Consider the following 18,922-nt stretch of genomic DNA (forward strand, 5'->3'; position numbering starts at 1 on the left):
GTGGACTACGGCCAAGCATCACGCGCACGCGCGTGGCTGAGTTGTTCCCAAAAACATGATCAGGAGGCAGACCGTGAGCGCGACCGCGGACCACGCGGAGACGAGCCTGGCCGTCAGGCTGGGTTTCCAGCCCGACCAGGTGGTCCAGGAGATCGGCTACGACGACGACGTCGACCAGGAACTCCGTGAGTCCATCGAGCAGGTCACCGGCACCGAGCTGGTGGACGAGGACTACGACGACGTGGCCGATGCCGTGTTGCTGTGGTTCCGTGACGAGGACGGAGACCTGACGGACGCGCTGGTCGATGCCATCGGGTTCCTCGAAGAGGACGGCCACATCGTCCTGCTGACGCCGAAGACCGGCCGGGACGGGTACGTCGAGCCCAGCGACATCAACGACGCGACGCAGACGGCCGGTCTGTCGCAGACCAAGAGCATCAGCGCGGGCAAGGACTGGAACGGCAGCAAGCTGTCGACCCCGAAGAGCGCCAAGCGCTGACGGTCTCCCGCAGGTGAGCGAGGCGGGGGCGGCGGTCCCTCAGGGTGACCGCCGCCCCCGTCGCCGTAGGCTGTCCTCCTCCGAACAGCCCACCGAAAGGGAGACATCCCGATGGCGATCCAGGTCGGCGACAAGGCCCCCGACTTCGAGCTCAAGGACAACCATGGCGCCACCGTGAAGCTCTCGGACTTCCGCGGTGAGAAGAAGGTCGTCCTGCTCTTCTACCCCTTCGCCTTCACCGGTGTGTGCACCGGCGAGCTGTGCGAGGTGCGCGACAACCTGCCGAAGTTCGCCGACCGCGACACCCAGGTGCTCGCCGTCTCCAACGACTCCATCCACACCCTGCGCGTCTTCGCCGAGCAGGAGGGCCTGGAGTACCCGCTGCTGAGCGACTTCTGGCCGCACGGCAACGTCTCGCGCGCCTACGGCGTCTTCGACGAGGACAAGGGTTGCGCCGTGCGGGGCACCTTCATCATCGACAAGGAGGGTGTCGTGCGCTGGACCGTGGTCAACGGCCTGCCGGACGCCCGTGACCTGAACGAGTACGTGAAGGCGCTCGACACCCTGTAGGCCGACCGTGGGCCGACACCTGTGCGTCGTCGGGTCCAGGGTCTGCGGGGGGCGGGAACCCGTCACTAGGATCGGCACGTTGATCCCGTATCCGAAGCACGACGGGGCTCCCCGCCCCCGGACACCACATGGAGGACTCGTGGGAGTCAGCCTCAGCAAGGGCGGCAACGTATCGCTGACGAAGGAGGCCCCGGGCCTGACCGCGGTCCTCGTCGGTCTGGGCTGGGACGCCCGCACCACGACCGGCAGCGACTTCGACCTCGACGCCAGCGCGCTGCTGCTGAACAACGCAGGCAAGGTCGCGAGCGACCAGCACTTCGTCTTCTTCAACAACCTCAAGAGCCCCGACGGCTCCGTCGAGCACACCGGTGACAACATCACCGGTGAGGGCGAGGGCGACGACGAGGCCATCAAGGTCAACCTGGCCGGCGTCCCGGCCGACATCGAGAAGATCGTCTTCCCGGTGTCGATCTACGACGCCGAGAACCGCCAGCAGTCCTTCGGCCAGGTCCGCAACGCCTACATCCGGGTGCTGAACCAGGCCGGCGGCCAGGAGATCGCCCGCTACGACCTGAGCGAGGACGCCTCCACCGAGACCGCCATGGTCTTCGGCGAGCTGTACCGCAACGGGGCGGAGTGGAAGTTCCGCGCCATCGGCCAGGGCTACGCCTCCGGTCTGCGCGGCATCGCCCAGGACTTCGGCGTCAACGTCTGACGGCCGACGTCCGACCCCGCAACCGTCCGGCGCCGCACCGTTTAGGGGCGGCGCCGGACGCGCAGGACAACCAGAGAAGCACCACTAGGGGAGGACCAGCATCATGGGCGTCACGCTCGCCAAGGGAGGCAACGTCTCCCTCTCCAAGGCCGCACCCAACCTCACGAACGTCATGATCGGGCTCGGCTGGGACGCGCGGTCCACCACCGGCGCCCCCTTCGACCTGGACGCCAGCGCGCTGCTGTGCGGCGCCGGCAACCGGGTGCTGGGCGACGAGTGGTTCGTCTTCTACAACCAGCTCAAGAGCCCCGACGGCTCCGTCGAGCACACCGGCGACAACCTCACCGGTGAGGGCGAGGGGGACGACGAATCGATTCTGGTCGACCTCGCCAAGGTCCCGCCGCAGTGCGAGAAGATCGCCTTCCCCGTCTCGATCCACATGGCGGACGAGCGCGGTCAGACCTTCGGCCAGGTCTCCAACGCCTTCATCCGCGTGGTCAACCAGGCCGACGGCCAGGAGCTGGCGCGCTACGACCTGAGCGAGGACGCCTCCACCGAGACCGCCATGATCTTCGGCGAGCTGTACCGCTACCAGGGAGAGTGGAAGTTCCGGGCCGTGGGCCAGGGCTACGCCTCGGGTCTGCGTGGTATCGCCCTGGACTTCGGGGTGAACGTTTCGTAGCCGCTGGTACCGCCGGCAGGGTGCACCTCTACACTCGGGGTCAACGTTTAGCAAAGCCGAGTACGGCGCGGGGGAGACCCGTACCTAGATGATTGGGTAGCCAGTGCTTCTGAAAACCTTCGGCTGGTCGTTCGCGGTGACCGCGCTCGGCCTGGTCGCCGCGGTCTTCTACGGGGGGTGGGAGGCCTTCGGCGTCGTGGCGATCCTCGCCGTCCTGGAGATCTCGCTGTCGTTCGACAACGCGGTCGTCAACGCCGGGATCCTGAAGAAGATGAACGCCTTCTGGCAGAAGATCTTCCTCACGGTCGGCGTTCTCATCGCGGTCTTCGGCATGCGGCTGGTCTTCCCGGTCGTCATCGTGGCCATCACCGCCAAGCTCAGCCCCGTCGACGCGGTCCACCTCGCCTTCAGCGACAAGGACCGCTACCAGCAGCTGGTCACCGACGCCCACCCGGCGATCGCCGCCTTCGGCGGGATGTTCCTGCTGATGATCTTCCTCGACTTCATCTTCGAGGACCGGGACATCCAGTGGCTGCGCTGGATCGAGCGGCCCCTGGCCAAGCTCGGCAAGGTCGACATGCTGTCGGTCTGCATCGCCCTGATCGTCCTGCTGATCACCTCCTTCACCTTCGCCGTCCACGCCCACCAGCACGGCGGCTCCCATGTCGACAAGGCCCAGACGGTCCTGATCGCCGGCATCGCCGGCCTGATCACGTACATGATCGTCGGCGGTCTGTCCGGCTACTTCGAGGACCGGCTGGAGGAAGAGGAGGAGCGCGAGCACGAGGAGGAGGAAGAGGCCGCCCGCACCGGCAGGAAGAAGTCGGCGGTGCTGCTGGCCGGCCAGGCCGCGTTCTTCATGTTCCTCTACCTGGAGGTCCTGGACGCGTCCTTCTCCTTCGACGGCGTGATCGGCGCCTTCGCCATCACCAACGACATCGTGATGATGGCCCTCGGCCTCGGCATCGGCGCGATGTACGTCCGCTCGCTCACGGTCTACCTGGTCCGCCAGGGCACCCTCGACGACTACGTCTACCTGGAGCACGGCGCCCACTACGCCATCGGCGCCCTGGCCGTGATCCTCATGGTCACCATCCAGTACGAGATCAACGAGGTCATCACCGGCCTCGTCGGCGTCGTCCTGATCGCCCTGTCCTTCTGGTCCTCCGTCCGCCGCAACCGCGCGCTCGAAGCCGCCGGCGAGGACAGCGACGCCCCGGCCGAGGTGTCCTCAGGGGTGTGACGCCCCCGCGGGTGAGGAACGCTCTGAGCGGGGCGGCCGGCACGGGCCGGCCGCCCCGACGGCGTACAGGGGCATCGACGTACCGGCGCACAGCCGCGTGACCTGGGGGCGGGAATGGGTTTCTTCGACGGACTGCGGGGCGCCAGCGCCGCCAACTTCGACTCGGGCGAGGCCGCGACCGGCTCCATCCAGATGTCCGCCCGGCACCACACGGTCTCCCTCACCAAACAGGGCGCGGCCACGGGCAACCTGCGAGTCAACCTGACCTGGCGGATGCGCACGTCCGACGACTTCGACACCGCCCCGCGCGCCGGCCTCTTCCGGCACCCCTTCAGGGCGCTCAAACCGCCGGAGGTGCTCGGGCACGGCCAGAGCATGGTCAACGTCGACCTCGACCTCGGCTGCCTGTACGAACTGGCCGACGGCACGAAGGGCGTCGTACAGCCGCTCGGCAACCTCCTCGGCGACGTCAACGCCCCGCCGTACATCAAGCTCAGCGGCGACGACCGGTTCGGCTCGGCGTCGGGCGAGACGATGTACGTCAACCTCGACCACCGCGACCAGATCAAACGCCTGCTGGTCTTCGTCTACATCTACGACCAGACCCCGGCCTTCGACCGCACCCATGCCATCGTGACGCTCTACCCCAGCAACGGCCCGCGCATAGAGATCGGCCTCGACGAGCGCCATCCGCAGGCGCGCTCGTGTGCCGTGGTGATGATCGAGAACGTGAAGGACGAACTGCTCGTCCGCCGCGAGGTGAAGTTCGTGTACGGCTTCCAGGGCGAGCTGGACCGGCTGTACGGCTGGGGCCTGCAGTGGGGCAGGGGCTACAAGACGGCGGACCGGTGAGGGCGGGCCGCCCCCTCACCGCCCGATGAACTGGGGCCCCTGCGGCGGCAGCCGGAAGTTCGGGTCCAGCGGCCCGGCGGGCACCGGCACGGGCTGCGGCTGGGGGTAGCCGTACGCCGGCCCGGCCGACGTCGGCTGCGGATAGCCGTACGCGGGCGGCTGCTGCGGCACGACCGACGTCGGCTGCTCGGGAGGCAGCGGCTGGGACGTCGTGGGCTCCGGCGCCGGCTCGGCGCCCTCCGACTCGTCCACCGAGATGCCGAAGTCCGTCGCGAGGCCCTTCAGCCCGTCCTGGTACCCCTCGCCCAGCGCGCGGAACTTCCAGCCCTCCCCGCGCCGGTACAGCTCACCGCAGATCAGCGCCGTCTCCGCGCCGGTCTCCGGCTTGATCTCGAAGGTGGCCAGCGGCTCCCCGTCGGCGGCCGCGTCGTACAGCAGGATGCACAGCGCCGGCACCTGGTCGAACGTGACGCCGTCCGCGGAGGCCACGAGCACGATCCGTCCGACACTCGGCTCGACACCGGGAAGGTCCGACTGGATCGTGTCCGTCAGCCCCTCGGTGACCCGCTTCTTGCCGAGCCGCCACACCTTTCCGGACGGATGCCGGGGCTGGTTGTAGAAGACGAAGTCCTCGTCCGAGCGCACACGGCCGTCGGGTCCCAGCAGCAGGGCCGAGGCGTCCACGTCCGGGACCCCCTGCCCGGGCGTCCAGCGCAGCACGGCGCGGACCGTGGCGGCCTCCAGCGGGACGTTCGATCCCTTCAGCATGGCGTGCGTCATGCGGTCATCCTGCCCTCTCGGTCCTGGTCACGACAATGCGGGGGCAGGGCCGCGGACGGCCGCCGACACAAGCGGGTTACCGGAAATTCATGCCCGCAGGGAACCCAGGACATGGATCCGTACGTACTATTACCGGCCACCTTTTACCGAACTCAAACACTCGGGCCCGTGCCCTGGGGAGTCCTATGCGTCATTTCGGGCACATCGCCCCCGAGGTGCGGCAGCGCCTTTTCCACCGGGAGCCGGCCGCGTTCACCGCCGACTCCCCGGCCCGGCTGCTCGCCGCCGCCCTCGGCGCCACCCTGTACAGCCCGGCCACCCGGCCGCGGCTCGCCGACGACATCGTCAAACAGGCCGGGAACGGCGTGATCTCGATGGTGCTGTGCCTGGAGGACTCCATCGACGACGCGGACGTCATGGCCGGCGAGGAGAACCTCGTCCGCCAGTTCGCCGACCTCGCCGCCCGGCCCGGCTGCGAGCCGCCGCTGCTCTTCGTCCGGGTGCGTGCCCCCGAGCAGATACCCGACCTCGTACGGCGGCTCGGCGCGTCCGTCCGGCTGCTGTCCGGGTTCGTGCTGCCCAAGTTCACCGAGGAGCGCGGCATCCCGTTCCTGGAGGCCCTGACGGCCGCCGAGGCGGAGAGCGATCGCCGGCTGTTCGCCATGCCCGTCCTGGAGTCCCCCGAGCTGCTCTACCGCGAGTCCCGGGTGGACACCCTGGAGGGCATCTTCCGCGCGGTCGACAAGTTCCGCGACCGGGTGCTCGCGCTGCGCCTCGGCGTCACCGACTTCTGCTCCTCCTACGGCCTGCGCCGCGCCCCCGACATGACCGCCTACGACGTCCAGATCGTCGCCTCGGTGATCGCCGACGTCGTGAACATGCTGGGCCGGGCCGACGGCACCGGATTCACCGTGACCGGGCCCGTGTGGGAGTACTTCCGCCTCTCCGAGCGCATGTTCAAGCCCCAGCTGCGACAGAGCCCGTTCCTGGAGGTGCAGGCCGTCGAGCTGCGCGAGAAGCTGATCGAGCACGCCATGGACGGACTGCTGCGGGAGATCTCCCTCGACCACGCCAACGGCCTGCTCGGCAAGACCTGCATCCACCCCTCCCACGTGCTGCCCGTGCACGCGCTGTCCGTGGTCAGCCACGAGGAGTACAGCGACGCCCAGGACATCCTGCGGCCGGAACGCGGCGGCGGGGGTGTCCTCAGATCGGCCTACACGAACAAGATGAACGAAGTGAAGCCGCATCGCGCCTGGGCCGAGCGGACTCTGCTGCGCGCCGAGGCGTTCGGCGTGGCCCGCGAGGAGGTCGGCTTCGTGGAGCTGCTCGCCGCCGGGATAAGGGACGCATGAGGAACGCAGTGAACGACGGGGTCTGGTCCGGCAGTTGGGTCGCGCAGCGGCTCGGCGTCGAACTCGTGGGGGACGAGGGGCTGCGGCCCCTGCTGGGGCTCGCCCTGCGGCGCAACCCGAAGCGGGCGCATCTGCTGGTGTCGAACGTCCTCGGCAAGCACGTCCCGCAGTCGCCCTCCGTGGTGTACGGGCACGGGGTCCGGCTGGGCCGCCGGGTGGCCGGTCTGCTCGGCGAGTCGGAGGCGGCCCGAGCGGTCGTCCTCGGGTACGCGGAGACGGCCACCGGGCTGGGTCACGCCGTCGCCGACGGGCTCGGCACGGCGCCGTACCTGCACTCCACGCGGCGGCCGGTCGCCGGGGTCGCCCGTGCGGGCGGCTTCGAGGAGTCGCACTCGCACGCCACGTCGCACCTGCTGCTGCCGGAGGATCCCGCGCTGCTGGCCGGGGACGGCCCGCTGGTGCTGGTCGACGACGAGTTCTCGACCGGCAACACCGTGCTGAACACGGTGCGTGATCTGCACGCGCGGTATCCGCGGGAGCGGTATGTGGTGGTCGCGCTGGTCGACATGCGGTCGGCGGAGGACGTCGACCGGATGAAACGGTTCGCCACGGAGATCGGGGCGCGGGTGGACCTGGTCGCCGCCGCGTCCGGGACGGTGCGGCTGCCGTCGGACGTGCTGGAGAAGGGGCGGCGACTGGTGGCCCGCCACGAGGACGCCGGGCGCGGTGCCGCCGTGACCGGCCCGACGTCCCCGTACGGCCGAATCGAGCTGCACTGGCCGCACCGCCTCCCCGACGGCGGCCGGCACGGGTTCACCCCCGCCCATCGCGCCCGCCTCGAAGCCGCCCTTCCCGAGATGGCCGCCCGCCTCGCCGACGCCCTGCCCGCCTCCGCCCGCCGCGTCCTCGTCCTCGGCTTCGAGGAGCTGATGTACGCCCCGCTGCGGCTCGCCCGGGAGCTGGAGCAGGTCCTGGAGGCCGAGGTGCGGTTCTCCACCACCACCCGCTCGCCCGTGCTCGCGCTGGACGACCCCGGCTACGCCATCCGCACCCGCCTGGTCTTCCCCGCCCACGACGACCCGGCCGACGGGCCCGGCGAGCGGTATGCCTACAACGTCGCCGGCGGGGGGTTCGACGCCGTCGTCGCCGTGGTCGACTCCGCCGCCGACACCCCGGCCCTGCACGCGCCCGACGGGCTGGCGGCCCAACTCGCGGCGCACGTCCCGCACGTCCTGCTCGCGGTCGTCCCGTCCTACGTCCCCGAGCCCCAGCACGCTCCCGAAAGGCCGGCCATGCTGCCCGAGCCCCTCCGCGGCCCCGCATTCTCCTCGTACGCGCCCGAGGAGGTCGGCTGGCTGCTCCAGGACCTCTCCGACGTGAGCCTGGAGGCGCCGACCGAGGAGCGGGAGGAGGCCATCCAGAGCGGCGGGGCGCACTACGCCGAGTCGCTGCCGGTGGAGTACCAGCCCAGCGAGCAGTACCAGGAGCTGTTCCAGGCCGCCCTCGACGCCTCCGCCGCCCGGATCGCGCAGGCCGTCGGCGTGGTGACGGAGACGGTGCTCGCCGAGCGGTCGCCGCGGCCGGTGCTGGTGTCGCTGGCCCGGGCCGGCACCCCGGTCGGCGTCCTCATGCGCCGCTGGGCGCAGTTCCGGCACGGGCTCGACCTCCCGCACTACGCCGTCTCGATCGTGCGCGGCCGGGGCATCGACGCCACCGCGCTGCGCTGGCTGGCCGCGCACCACGACCCGCGGGACGTCGTCTTCGTGGACGGCTGGACCGGCAAGGGCGCGATCACCCGGGAACTCGCCCGGGCCGTCGAGGAGTTCGAGCAGGCGGAGGGCATCGGCGGCTTCGACCCGGAGATCGCCGTCCTCGCCGACCCGGGCTCCTGTGTGCGCACCTACGGCACCCGGGAGGACTTCCTCATCCCCTCGGCCTGCCTCAACTCGACGGTCTCCGGCCTGATATCCCGTACGGTGCTGCGCGCCGACCTGGTCGGACCGGACGACTTCCACGGCGCCAAGTTCTACCGCGAACTCGCCGGCTCCGACGTCTCCGTGGCCTTCCTCGACGCCGTCGCCGCCCGCTTCCCGGAGGTCGCCGACGCGGCCGGGACCGCCGCCAAGGAGCTGATGGCCGAGGACCGCACCCCGACCTGGGAGGGCTGGCGGGCCGTGGAGCGGATCAGCGAGGAGTACGGCATCCACGACGTGAACCTCGTCAAGCCCGGCGTCGGCGAGACCACCCGGGTGCTGCTGCGCCGGGTGCCCTGGAAGATCCTGGCCCGCAAGGGCGCGGCCGCCGACCTCGACCATGTGCGCCTGCTCGCGGACCAGAGGGGCGTACCCGTCGAGGAGGTCGGCGAGCTGCCGTACACCTGCGTCGGGCTGATCCACCCCAAGTACACCCGAGGAGCGACCGGCGCCGACGGCAGGGCGGTGAGCGTCTGATGCCGGTGCTGGTGGCGAGCGACCTCGACCGTACGCTGATCTACTCCTCGGCGGCCCTCGCGCTGACCATGCCGGACGCCCGGGCGCCCCGGCTGCTGTGCGTGGAGGTGCACGAGGCGAAGCCGTTGTCGTACCTGACGGAGACGGCCGCGCGGCTGCTGACCGAGCTCGGGGACGCGGCCGTGTTCGTGCCGACGACGACCCGGACCCGCAAGCAGTACCAGCGGATCAGCCTGCCGGGACCGCCCCCCGCGTACGCGATCTGTGCCAACGGCGGCCATCTGCTGGTCGACGGGGTCACCGACGCCGACTGGCACGCGCGCGTGCAGGCGCGTCTGGCCGCCGCGTGCGCGCCGCTCGCGGAGGTGCACGACCATCTGGCGCGGACGGCCGACCCGGCGTGGCTGCGCAAGCACCGGGTCGCCGAGGGGCTGTTCACCTACCTGGTGGTGGAGCGCGAGCTGCTGCCCGGGGAGTGGGTGAAGGAGCTGGCGGCCTGGGCGGAGGGCCGGGGCTGGGCCGTCTCGCTCCAGGGCCGCAAGCTCTACGCCGTGCCGCGGCCGCTCACCAAGAGCGCCGCGGTCCGCGAGGTGGCCCGCCGCACGGGCGCGGACCTGACCCTGGCCGCCGGTGACTCCCTGCTGGACGCCGACCTCCTGCTCGCCGCCGACCGGGGCTGGCGCCCCGGCCACGGCGAGCTGGCCGACACGGGCTGGACGGCGCCGGGGATCACCGCGCTGCCGGAGCGGGGTGTCCTCGCGGGGGAGCGAATTCTGAGGGAATTCTTGAAATCCGCCCGGCAGGGTTAGGGGGTGTCGTTCGGATCAGGCCGGCCGTGAGGAACGGCGCCTGTCGGCCGACCCGAGCGGGGTCGTGGGGGAGGCGGCGAGTGACGACAACGCGGCTGGGGGCGCCCTCTCTGGGGGACGGCGTGCCAGGCCCTGCGACGCCGTGATGGTCCGAAGGCACCCCCTAACCGCAGCAGCCTCCGCCGCAGCACCCGCCCCCGCCGCCACCGGCCGCGGGGGCGGGTGCGGCCTTGCCGCCGACCGCCACGGTCGACAGCAACTTCACGGTGTCGTCATGGCCGCCCGGGCACGACGCGGGTGCGGCCGACTCCGCCATCGGTCGGCTCAGTTCGAACGTGTCGCCGCAGGTCCGGCAGCGGTACTCATAGCGAGGCATGGGCCCAGGGTAGCCGCCGGGGCCCGGTTCGGGCCCTTGTGATCCGGGCGTGATCCATATCGAACGGGCTTCTTCACAGACACATGTGTGAGGGTTTCGAAAATACGCTGATAGCTTGTTTGCGCCGTTGGGAGAACGCTCAGCTCACCGCGCGAGCAAGAGCGAGTGCGGAGGGGAGACGCCGTCGTGACTGACGCGTCGCGGGGACAGGATCGTCCTCAAGGGGGGGACCATGGTGAGGAGTTGCCCGACAGCGAGGCGACCCTGCACATAAGGGTCGGTGCCGCCCGGGCGGACGAGACCATGCAGTTGCGGGTGCCCACGCCGCCGGAGCCGCCCGAGCGGGCCGGGGGCGGCCGGGCCGCGCGCCGGCGCAGCGCCCGCCTCTCGGCGCGCCAGCGCGCCGAGGCGACCGCCCGGCGCCTCCTCGCGCTGCTCGCTCCCCTGGCGCCGTACGCCCGCCGGCTCGCGCCCTACGCGCGCCGGCTCAAGCCCGTCTACCCGCGCCCCGGCCGCACCGGCTGGCGCCGCTGGATGCCCTCGTGGCGGCAGTGGATCGGCGGTGTCCTCACGTCGTTCGGCCTGCTCTCCGCCTTCCTCGTCACGGCGTACGCGATGACGGACATTCCGAGCAACCTGAACTCGTACGCCACCCAGCAGGACAACGTCTTCTTCTGGTCCGACGGCACCCCCATGGCCCGCACGGGCTGGGTGCAGCGGCAGGCCATGCCGCTCAAGGACATCCCCCAGGACGTCCGCTGGGCGGTGCTGGCGGCGGAGAACGAGACCTTCTACACCGACCCCGGCATCTCCGTGCGGGGCATCACCCGCGGCCTGTGGCAGACGGTGGGCGAAGGGGACACCGCGGGCGGGTCCACCATCACCCAGCAGTACGTCAAAAACGTGTATCTCAACCAGAACCGGACGATCAGTCGCAAGTTCACCGAGGCGATGATCGCCCTCAAGCTCGACAACAAGATGAGCAAGGACCAGATCCTGGAGGGCTACCTCAACACCAGCTGGTTCGGACGCGGCAGCTACGGCATCCAGCGTGCCGCCCAGGCGTACTACGGCAAGGACGTCAGCAAGCTCGACGTCTCCGAGGCGGCCATGCTCGCCGGACTGCTCAAGGGCGCCGGCCTGTACGACCCGACGCTCGGCGCGGCCAACCACCACCGGGCCGAGGAGCGCTGGAAGTGGATCCTGGACCGCATGGTCAAGATCCACAAGTTGACCCCGCAGCAGCGTGCCGCGTACAAGGCGTTCCCCGAGCCGCTGAAGACCAACCCGCTCTACAACACCGGTGCGCAGAGCGACTACCTGGTCGAACTGGCCTCGCAGTACGCCAAGAAGGCCGCCCACCTGACCGACCAGCAGTTCGACCTGGGCGGCTACCAGATCTACACGACCTTCGACCGCAAACGGGAACAGGCGCTCACCGACGCCGTCACCAAGGCCCGCAAGCAGGCGAAGCAGAAGGATCCGGGCCCGGCGAAGGACGCCCACTACGGCGCCTCCTCCGTCGCCGCGGACGGACGGATCCTCGCGGTCTACGGCGGCCCGGACCACCGTACGCAGGGCTACAACGAGTCCAACGCGGCCACCGTCCCGGTCGGCACCGCCTTCCTGCCGTTCGTCTACGCCGCCGGGCTGGAGCACGGCGTCCACAAGACCCGCGGCGGGCCCGCCACCCCCGTCACCCCGGACAGCGTCTACGACGGCGACGACAACATCCCCGTCATGACCCCCGAGGGGCCGTACTGGGACCGCAGCGGCAAGAAGGTCGCCGCGCACAACGACGGCAACACGTCGTACGGGAAGATCACCCTGCGCCAGGCGCTCGCCCGGTCGGTGAACACCCCGTTCATGCAACTCGGCATGGACACCGGCCTGGACAAGGTGCGGCAGACCGCCGAGGCCGCCGGGCTGCTGTCCGACAGCTTTGGCCCGCAGGTGCCCGCGCTGTCCCTCGGCACCTCCACGCCGAGCGCGATCCGGATGGCGAGCGGGTACGCCACGTTCGCCGCCGGCGGCACCCACACCGAGCCGTACTCGGTGCGCCGGATCACCCGCAACGGCGCGCCGCTCCCCCTGAACACGCCGCAACCGCAGCGCGCGGTCGCCACCGCGGTGGCCCAGGACGTCACCGACGCGCTCGCCGACTCCTTCCGCGCCGCCCACCCGTCCACGGCCGCCGCGCGGCCGCACCTGGCGGGGAAGGCCGGCACCGCCGCCAACGACACCGCAGCCTGGTACGCCGGCAGCGACGACTCCGTCTCCACGGCGGTGGTCGTCTACCGGATGAACCTGGCCGAGTCCCTGGAGCCGCTGCCACTCCAGGGGCTGGCCGGAACGTCCGCCGACAGCGTGCCGTACCGACTCTGGTCGGCAGCCATGGGACTGGGCTGACCCCGGACCCGCACCCGCACCCGCCGCCCTCCTCGCAGATTGAGCCGCGCATGTCCCGCAAGAAGTCGCCGCGCCGCAGGCAAGCGCCCGCCCCGGCCCTCATACGCCGGCCGCAGGTCCTGACACTGGCCGCCTTTCTCGTCGTCGCCTCGCTGGTGGCCGGGTACCTGGCCCTGACCCGCGCGGACCGCACCGCACCGACGGCCGCCTCCGGGCCCCAGCCGAAGACCGCCGCCAAGCCCAGCCCGACCCCCTCCTGGGACGGCAGGACCAAGATCCTCGGCGACGGCTCCACCTCCTACACCGGCCCGCAGAAGGGCACGCTCAAGCCGGTGCCGCTCAAACCCGGCGAGAAGCCGCCGCAGTTCGTGGTCTTCTCCTGGGACGGCGCGCTGGAGGGCGACGACCATCTCTTCTCGCACTACCGGGAGATGGCCAAGGAGTACAACGCCCACATGACCTTCTTCCTCACCGGCATCTACCTGCTGCCCAAGAGCAAGAAGTCGAAGTACCAGGGCCCGATGCACAGCCCCGGCGACGCCGCGATCGACTACGCCACCGACGAGCACGTCCGCACCACGCTGGAGCAGCTGCGCCTCGCCTACGAGCAGGGCAACGAGGTCGGCACGCACTTCAACGGCCACTTCTGCGGCGCCAAGGGCGGCGGCGACTGGAGCGTCGAGCAGTGGAAGAGCGAGATCGACCAGTTCTACTCGTTCGTGGAGAACTGGAAGACCAACACCGGCTTCAAGGACGTCCCCGCCCTGCCCTTCGACTTCAAGCAGGAGGTCGTCGGCGGCCGCGCGCCCTGCCTGGAGGGCCAGCCGAACCTGCTGAAGGCCCTGCAGAAGTACGGCTACGGCTGGCGCTACGACGCCAGCTCGCCGGGCGACTTCCAGATCTGGCCGACGAAGAAGAACGGCGTCTGGGACTTCCCGCTCGAAATGCTCCCGTACGCGGGCAAGGACTTCCAGGGCCTGTCGATGGACTTCAACTTCCTCTACAACCAGTCCAACGGCGAGGTGCACGGCGACCCGGCCAAGTACCCGCAGTGGGAACAGCAGACCGTCCAGTCCTACATGGACGGCTTCAACCGCGTGTACTACGGCAGCCGCGCACCGCTGTTCATCGGCAACCACTTCGAGAACTGGAACGGCGGCATCTACATGAAGGCCATCGACCAGGTCATCCCGAAGATCTGCACCAAGAAGGGCGTCAAGTGCGTGTCCTTCAAGGAACTGGCCGACTGGCTCGACGTCCAGAAGCCGCAGACCCTCGCGGCGCTGCGCGCCCTCGACCCGGCGCAGTCGCCGGACTGGTCGGCGGTCGTCCGGTGAACGTCCTCAAGTGACAAGCGAGTAACAGTAGTTCCGCTTGTGCAGCTGTCTTCACACCAGTCACACGATCCGTGCGAGGATGCGTACCGCTCGGTAGGCCTACCGGCATAGAGGGGAACATCATTGAGATCGAGAAAACTGAGCCGTAGCCGCCGCCGCGCCACCATAGTGGGCGCCGCGGCCGCCTCGCTGGTCGCAGGCGTGGCCCTGGTGCCCAACTGGACCGCGGGCGCCGCCGTCGTCGACGACCCGACGGTGAACGCGGCCACCAAGGCGACCTTCCAGAAGCTGGCCGACGCGGTCTTCACCGACCGCACCCAGGCCCTCGTGGACGGCGCCGGCAGCAAGGGCACGCGGCACACGGCGGGCTTCTCCGGGTCCGTGCGCATGTCGGGCGGGCAGAGCCACCAGGAGTCGTCCGCCGTGAAGACGCTGACGGCCCGCAAGAACCTGCTGGCCAAGCTCGGCGAGAAGTACCGCGCCGGCAGCACGCAGGTCACGCTCGACGCGACCGAGGTGCACGGCCGCAGCGCCAAGGTCGCCGTCACCGAGACCACGACCCTGACCTACGAGAAGCCGTCGGCCAAGGGGCCGAAGACCACCGGCTTCCAGGCCCACCACGAGCTGACCTTCAAGGCCGACCGTCACGGCGACTGGCAGCTGAGCGGCATCAAGGACACCGACAACGGCTACCTCGCCGTGAACCAGGTCGTCGCGCCGTCGGTCGCCAAGGCGAAGACCACGCCCGCCGACGACGGCCCGCCGGACGCGCCCCGCGCCGCCACCAGCTGGCCGGCACCGGCCAACCCGAAGACGCTCACCGGCGGCGCCTACGACTACCAGGCCATGGTGGCGTACGCGCAGAAGTACTGGCGCAACTACAACCCGGACTACCCGGACTTCAACGGCGAGGCCGACGGCGGTGACTGCACCAACTTCGTCAGCCAGTCCCTGAAGGCGGGCGGCTGGAAGCACGTCCCCGGCGACGGCACGGACTTCCACAAGTGGTTCGGCAACTCCGAGATCCAGTCCGACTCGTTCGTCGGCGTCAACGAGTTCTCCTGGTTCGCCCTGTCCTCCAAGCGCGTCACGCCGCTCGCCGACGTCTACCAGGCGGACCTCGGCGACGTGATCCAGATGGACTTCAACCGGGACGGGTCCAAGGACCACTCGATGATCGTCACCTACCGCGACCGCTACGGCGTGCCGTACGTGACGTACCACTCGACCAACACCTACAACCGGTCGGTGGCGAGCCTCGTCGCGTCGTACCCGGGCGCGTACTTCTACGCCTACCGCACCTGATCGTCCCCACGCCACTCGGGCTCGCCCTCCGAGGGATGGCGGGCCCGCCAGTACGGGTTGTCGTGCGGCAGGGTCGAGCCGACCCTGCCGTACATGCCGAAGGTCATCAGCAGCAGGCCCACGACGAAGCTGAAGAACACGTTCTGGATCTTGAACGCCAGGAAGTTCTGCGGTGTGTCCAGCAGGCCGAGGAACAGGAAGCCGGCCAGCAGGAACAGCACCCCGAACACCATGTTCAGCGTGGACGCCACGTTTCCGCCGATCACCATGCCGGCCAGCAGGATCGCCCCGACGACGATCGACAGCACGCTCAGGGTGTCGTTGGTGTTCAGCCCGACGACCTCGGCACCGCCGGTGCTGAAGAAGCCGATGTTGTGGAGCAGACCCAGAATGCCGAAGGCGACGAGGAACGCGCCGATCAGGCCCGCGCCGATCCGGTAGACCGTGTTCAGCCGATGGTCCACCGGCAGATGCTGATCGAACCGGATCCGCTGCCGCTGTGGTGGGTGCGCTGCGTGTGTGGCCATATCCGCCTCCCTCGGGCGTGTAGCGGAGGCCATCCGTCCACCCAATATCCGCCCACCTCACCGGGTGGGGCAACAGCAGTGCCCGCCGCTCAGTGCCCCCCGCGCTCCTCACGGATCCGCGCGACGACCTCCGCCGCGGCCCGCCGCACGGCATCCGTCTCGGTCAGGAAATGCCAGTAGTCGGGGTGGCGCCCCTCCAGCGAAGCCGCGGCCCGCTCCAGCCGCCCCACCGCCTCGTCCAACGGCCCCGCATGACGCGGATCCGGCGTCGCCCGCCCGCTCATCGCCAGCCGCTGGGCGTCCCGGATCGCGAACCGCGTGCGCTCGATCTCGGCCTGCGGATCCTTCTGCACGGCGTTCAGCCTGGTCAGCCGGTCACCGGCGGCCGACACGGCCTCGTCGGTGGTGTTCAGCAGCGCCCGGACCGTCGACAACAGCGACGTGGCGTCCGGCCAGCGCTGGGCCTCCCGTGCGGCCTGCGCCTCACGGAGCTTCAGCTCGGCCTGCCGTACGTTCTGCGCGGCCTGCTCGGGCACGTGCTGCAGATCCTGCCAGCAGGCCGCCGCGAACCGCCGCCGCAGCTCGCTGAGGACCGGGTCCACCTGTCCGGCCCGCGTGGTCAGCGCCTGCGCGCGCGTGCGCAGCGAGACCAGCCGGTGGTCGATCTCGGCCGCCAGCTCCGGCAGCCGCTCGGCCTCGGCCCGGATCGCCCCGGCCTCCCGCTGCACCCGCTCGGCCCGCTCCAGCGTCTGCTGCACGCCGTGCTGTCCGGCGCCCTGGTTCAGCTTCGTCAGCTCCGGGGACAGCGCGGCGAGCCGGCCCGCGAGGTCGTCGGCCCGCAGCCCGCGCTCCCGTACGGCGTCCAGCGCGTTGCTCGCGCCCAGCAGCGCCTGCCGGGCCCGCTCCACGGCGGGCGCCACCCGGGCCAGCTGGGTCTCGGCCTTGCCCAGCAGCGGCCCGAGCGAGCCGCCGAACCGGTCCAGCTCCTGCTTGACGCGCAGCAGCTCGTCCTTGGCGGCGGTCAGCTCCGAGCGCGCGCGGGACGCGGCGGCGGCCTCCAGGTCGTCCCGGTCGAGATCATGGGCGTCGACGGCCTGGATGTACCGCCGGCTGACCTCGTCGATCCGGCCGCCGAGCGCCGCGAAGTCGCTCGCGGCGCGCCGGGCGGCCGGGGTGTCGTCCACCGCCGTGATGGTCTCGACGGAGATCCGCAGGTCCCGCTGGGCGGTGTCGAGTTCGTAGAACGCGGCCGCCGCCGCGTCCTTCGCCGCCTGCGCCTCGGCCCGCTGGCTCTCCGCCCGGCCGCCGAACCAGCGCCGGGTGCCGCCGCCGGCGAACGCGGCGGGCAGCGCGAGCGCGGCCAGCACCGGCAGGCCGATCAGAGTGAGGGTGTCGCGCAGAGCCGTGGATCTGAGAACCGTGGGCCCTCTCCTCGCCGTCACATCCCTCTCCCGTGCTGTGGTCCGCCCTGGGTGGAGTCATTCTCCCACCCGTGGAAGACGAACACACGGGCCGGTCAGTTGCCGTGGGGCAGGCCGTCAGTTCGCCGTACGGACCGTGATCCCGCCGTTGGAGGTGTCGGCCGTCACCGTGTGCGCGCTGCTGTCGGAGCGCGGCACGGACACCGTGACTCTGCCGCCCGCGGAGCCGGTCCGGACGCGGTAGTCCGCGCGGGGCACGGTGATCGTCACGGATCCGTTGCTGCTGTGGGCGTTCACGCTGTCGGGTATGGAGCTCAGGTCGAGGTGGACCGCGCCGTTGCTCGTGCCGGCCCGGACCTGCCGGGAGGAGGCCTCGGCGCTGACCGCGCCGTTGCCGGAGTGCAGTTCGAGCGGTCCGCTGGAGTCGGTGACGCGCACCGCGCCGTTGCTGCTGCGGATGCTGACCGGATCCGAGAAGCCCTGCGCGCGCACGCTTCCGTTGCTGTCGGCCACCGTCAGGGCGATCCCGCGCGGCACCTCGATGCGGTACTCGGCCGAGCAGTCCGCGATGAATCCGGTGCAGTGCAGACGCAGCTTCAGCCGGTCGTCCTGGAAGGACCAGCTCACCCTGGGGCTGCCGCCGACGACGACCTTGCCCTGGAACCACCGGGTGACCTGGACCGTGCCCGCCCTGGCGCCCTGCGCGGAGACTATCTCCAGTGCCGCGTCGTCGGAGTCGACGGTGAGCGTGCGGCCGTGCAGCCCGAAGGACTTGTGGTCGGGGTGTTTGTCGTTCCCGGCGGAGGCGCCGCAGGCGCTCACCCCCGCGAGGAGCACCCCGGTGACCGCGGCCATGACGGCGGCGCGGACGGCAACGGAACGGGCCATGCGATATCTCCCCCTGAACCGGCCCGCCGGGTGCGGCGGCCGGACTGTGTCGGTCTGTCATGACCGTAGAAGATCGCGGCCGGTCCGGGAATCAGGGAGCCTCCCGGACCTTTGCTGGGGACAACCCCCGGAAAACCCTGACCGGCCCCCTGCCCGACACCCTGATCGCCCGCCGGAACGGGTTTGCGGTACACGGGGCCCGGCAAGGTAGGCTGTCGACTCGACCTGGGCACTCGCCCGGGTGTTCGGGGTGCGTAGCTCAGGGGTAGAGCGCCTGCCTTACAAGCAGGATGTCGGCGGTTCGAAACCGTCCGCGCCCACCGACGAGGAGCCCCCGGCCGCACGGCCGGGGGCTCCTCTTCATCTACTCCTCTGTCCACTCGGGGGCGTGCTTCAGCCGGGTGCGTATCTCCACCCGGTCCGGCGCCGCGACGTCGGCCCAGAAGCGGTGCGTGCTGATGAACACCGCCAGCTCGTGCTCGCGCCGCCGCAGCTTCTCCACCTCGGCCTGCTCGTCCTCGGTCCAGCCCGGGGACGCGGGCCGCTCCACCTTGCGCCAGCCGGTGTCGTCACTGAACCCGTCCATCGGCGCCACCGACCAGGGCAACTTCTTGAGCAGGGCCGACAGCTCGGCCCTGACCTGATGCAGCTCCTCCTGACCGGCGAGGAGGTCACTGGGGAATTCGTAGGGCGTAGCCACGCGG

Annotated in this window: 18 protein-coding genes and 1 tRNA gene; 13 read left to right on the forward strand and 6 right to left on the reverse strand. The window is 70.6% G+C overall.

What is annotated here, in order from left to right; genetic code table 11:
* The first annotated feature begins 73 nt into the window (after positions 1-73).
* From ACZ4MF_RS00600 to ACZ4MF_RS00625, 6 genes are all read left to right on the forward strand, one after another.
* On the forward strand, positions 74-499 hold the full coding sequence (locus ACZ4MF_RS00600) for a DUF3052 domain-containing protein (RefSeq protein WP_071370382.1): 426 nt from the start codon (positions 74-76) through the stop codon (positions 497-499).
* Positions 500-610: 111 nt separating this feature from the next.
* Complete coding sequence (locus ACZ4MF_RS00605) at positions 611-1,069, forward strand: peroxiredoxin (protein WP_358649532.1); 459 nt, start codon at positions 611-613, stop codon at positions 1,067-1,069.
* A gap of 139 nt (positions 1,070-1,208) precedes the next feature.
* A complete protein-coding gene (locus tag ACZ4MF_RS00610; protein WP_467488450.1) occupies positions 1,209-1,784 on the forward strand; it encodes a TerD family protein in 576 nt (191 codons plus the stop codon).
* A 103-nt stretch (positions 1,785-1,887) separates the two neighbouring features.
* Positions 1,888-2,466, forward strand: coding sequence for a TerD family protein (locus tag ACZ4MF_RS00615; RefSeq protein ID WP_071370379.1), 579 nt, complete (start codon positions 1,888-1,890; stop codon positions 2,464-2,466).
* Between the two features lie 103 nt (positions 2,467-2,569).
* Positions 2,570-3,709, forward strand: a complete 1,140-nt coding sequence (locus ACZ4MF_RS00620) for a DUF475 domain-containing protein (RefSeq protein ID WP_467488453.1) — start codon at positions 2,570-2,572, stop codon at positions 3,707-3,709.
* A gap of 114 nt (positions 3,710-3,823) precedes the next feature.
* Positions 3,824-4,561, forward strand: coding sequence for a TerD family protein (locus ACZ4MF_RS00625; RefSeq protein ID WP_467488456.1), 738 nt, complete (start codon positions 3,824-3,826; stop codon positions 4,559-4,561).
* Between the two features lie 15 nt (positions 4,562-4,576).
* Here the strand turns inward: ACZ4MF_RS00625 and ACZ4MF_RS00630 are convergent, their stop codons facing one another.
* Positions 4,577-5,341, reverse strand: a complete 765-nt coding sequence (locus ACZ4MF_RS00630) for a TerD family protein (RefSeq protein ID WP_467488458.1) — start codon at positions 5,339-5,341, stop codon at positions 4,577-4,579.
* Positions 5,342-5,526: 185 nt separating this feature from the next.
* Here ACZ4MF_RS00630 and ACZ4MF_RS00635 point away from each other — a divergent pair, with 185 nt between their 5' ends.
* From ACZ4MF_RS00635 to ACZ4MF_RS00645, 3 genes are read left to right on the forward strand one after another with little or no spacing between them, the layout of a single operon-like run.
* The gene (locus tag ACZ4MF_RS00635) at positions 5,527-6,696 is read left to right on the forward strand and encodes an HpcH/HpaI aldolase/citrate lyase family protein (RefSeq protein WP_467488460.1); all 1,170 of its coding nucleotides are present in this window, start codon (positions 5,527-5,529) and stop codon (positions 6,694-6,696) included.
* Positions 6,693-9,146, forward strand: a complete 2,454-nt coding sequence (locus ACZ4MF_RS00640; RefSeq protein WP_467488462.1) for a phosphoribosyltransferase — start codon at positions 6,693-6,695, stop codon at positions 9,144-9,146. The genes ACZ4MF_RS00635 and ACZ4MF_RS00640 overlap by 4 nt, the downstream gene beginning before the upstream one ends.
* Positions 9,146-9,955: an HAD family hydrolase gene (locus ACZ4MF_RS00645; RefSeq protein WP_467488463.1), complete on the forward strand. Its 810-nt coding sequence runs from the start codon at positions 9,146-9,148 to the stop codon at positions 9,953-9,955. The genes ACZ4MF_RS00640 and ACZ4MF_RS00645 overlap by 1 nt, the downstream gene beginning before the upstream one ends.
* A gap of 163 nt (positions 9,956-10,118) precedes the next feature.
* On the opposite strand, the gene ACZ4MF_RS00650 is transcribed toward ACZ4MF_RS00645, so the two are convergent.
* The gene (locus ACZ4MF_RS00650; RefSeq protein ID WP_467488465.1) at positions 10,119-10,331 is read right to left on the reverse strand and encodes an FmdB family zinc ribbon protein; all 213 of its coding nucleotides are present in this window, start codon (positions 10,329-10,331) and stop codon (positions 10,119-10,121) included.
* Between the two features lie 303 nt (positions 10,332-10,634).
* On the opposite strand from ACZ4MF_RS00650, the gene ACZ4MF_RS00655 reads away from it, so the two are divergent.
* The 3 genes from ACZ4MF_RS00655 to ACZ4MF_RS00665 all read left to right on the forward strand — a co-directional run bounded on the left by ACZ4MF_RS00655 (position 10,635) and on the right by ACZ4MF_RS00665 (position 15,382).
* The gene (locus ACZ4MF_RS00655; protein WP_467489450.1) at positions 10,635-12,740 is read left to right on the forward strand and encodes a transglycosylase domain-containing protein; all 2,106 of its coding nucleotides are present in this window, start codon (positions 10,635-10,637) and stop codon (positions 12,738-12,740) included.
* Positions 12,741-12,790: 50 nt separating this feature from the next.
* Entirely contained in the window at positions 12,791-14,077 is a 1,287-nt protein-coding gene (locus ACZ4MF_RS00660) for a polysaccharide deacetylase family protein (protein WP_467488467.1), read from the forward strand.
* A gap of 189 nt (positions 14,078-14,266) precedes the next feature.
* Positions 14,267-15,382 carry an amidase domain-containing protein gene (locus tag ACZ4MF_RS00665; RefSeq protein ID WP_467489452.1) on the forward strand — a complete coding sequence of 372 codons (1,116 nt, stop codon included), beginning with the start codon at positions 14,267-14,269 and terminating at the stop codon, positions 15,380-15,382.
* On the opposite strand, the gene ACZ4MF_RS00670 is transcribed toward ACZ4MF_RS00665, so the two are convergent.
* From ACZ4MF_RS00670 to ACZ4MF_RS00680, 3 genes are all read right to left on the reverse strand, one after another.
* Positions 15,370-15,909, reverse strand: a complete 540-nt coding sequence (locus ACZ4MF_RS00670; RefSeq protein ID WP_467488469.1) for a DUF4383 domain-containing protein — start codon at positions 15,907-15,909, stop codon at positions 15,370-15,372. The two genes, ACZ4MF_RS00665 and ACZ4MF_RS00670, sit on opposite strands and share 13 nt — an antisense overlap.
* Before the next feature lie 89 nt (positions 15,910-15,998).
* Complete coding sequence (locus tag ACZ4MF_RS00675) at positions 15,999-17,351, reverse strand: hypothetical protein (protein ID WP_467488471.1); 1,353 nt, start codon at positions 17,349-17,351, stop codon at positions 15,999-16,001.
* A 96-nt stretch (positions 17,352-17,447) separates the two neighbouring features.
* Positions 17,448-18,218 carry a DUF4097 family beta strand repeat-containing protein gene (locus tag ACZ4MF_RS00680; RefSeq protein ID WP_467488473.1) on the reverse strand — a complete coding sequence of 257 codons (771 nt, stop codon included), beginning with the start codon at positions 18,216-18,218 and terminating at the stop codon, positions 17,448-17,450.
* A gap of 248 nt (positions 18,219-18,466) precedes the next feature.
* Here ACZ4MF_RS00680 and ACZ4MF_RS00685 point away from each other — a divergent pair.
* A tRNA-Val gene (locus ACZ4MF_RS00685) sits at positions 18,467-18,538 on the forward strand.
* Between the two features lie 44 nt (positions 18,539-18,582).
* Here ACZ4MF_RS00685 and ACZ4MF_RS00690 read toward each other — a convergent pair.
* On the reverse strand, positions 18,583-18,918 hold the full coding sequence (locus ACZ4MF_RS00690) for a hypothetical protein (RefSeq protein WP_467488475.1): 336 nt from the start codon (positions 18,916-18,918) through the stop codon (positions 18,583-18,585).
* Positions 18,919-18,922 lie beyond the last annotated feature (4 nt).

This window comes from Streptomyces sp. NPDC025793 (genome assembly GCF_055558375.1).

Excerpts from the sequence above, each read along its gene's own strand:
- ACZ4MF_RS00635 (WP_467488460.1), top strand. The coding sequence starts at position 5,527 with ATGCGTCATTTCGGGCACATCGCCCCCGAGGTGCGGCAGCGCCTTTTC.
- ACZ4MF_RS00645 (WP_467488463.1), top strand. The coding sequence starts at position 9,146 with ATGCCGGTGCTGGTGGCGAGCGACCTCGACCGTACGCTGATCTACTCC.
- ACZ4MF_RS00680 (WP_467488473.1), bottom strand. The coding sequence starts at position 18,218 with ATGGCCCGTTCCGTTGCCGTCCGCGCCGCCGTCATGGCCGCGGTCACC.
- ACZ4MF_RS00630 (WP_467488458.1), bottom strand. The coding sequence starts at position 5,341 with ATGACGCACGCCATGCTGAAGGGATCGAACGTCCCGCTGGAGGCCGCC.
- ACZ4MF_RS00605 (WP_358649532.1), top strand. The coding sequence starts at position 611 with ATGGCGATCCAGGTCGGCGACAAGGCCCCCGACTTCGAGCTCAAGGAC.
- ACZ4MF_RS00660 (WP_467488467.1), top strand. The coding sequence starts at position 12,791 with ATGTCCCGCAAGAAGTCGCCGCGCCGCAGGCAAGCGCCCGCCCCGGCC.
- ACZ4MF_RS00650 (WP_467488465.1), bottom strand. The coding sequence starts at position 10,331 with ATGCCTCGCTATGAGTACCGCTGCCGGACCTGCGGCGACACGTTCGAA.
- ACZ4MF_RS00625 (WP_467488456.1), top strand. The coding sequence starts at position 3,824 with ATGGGTTTCTTCGACGGACTGCGGGGCGCCAGCGCCGCCAACTTCGAC.
- ACZ4MF_RS00615 (WP_071370379.1), top strand. The coding sequence starts at position 1,888 with ATGGGCGTCACGCTCGCCAAGGGAGGCAACGTCTCCCTCTCCAAGGCC.
- ACZ4MF_RS00670 (WP_467488469.1), bottom strand. The coding sequence starts at position 15,909 with ATGGCCACACACGCAGCGCACCCACCACAGCGGCAGCGGATCCGGTTC.
- ACZ4MF_RS00640 (WP_467488462.1), top strand. The coding sequence starts at position 6,693 with ATGAGGAACGCAGTGAACGACGGGGTCTGGTCCGGCAGTTGGGTCGCG.
- ACZ4MF_RS00655 (WP_467489450.1), top strand. The coding sequence starts at position 10,635 with ATGCAGTTGCGGGTGCCCACGCCGCCGGAGCCGCCCGAGCGGGCCGGG.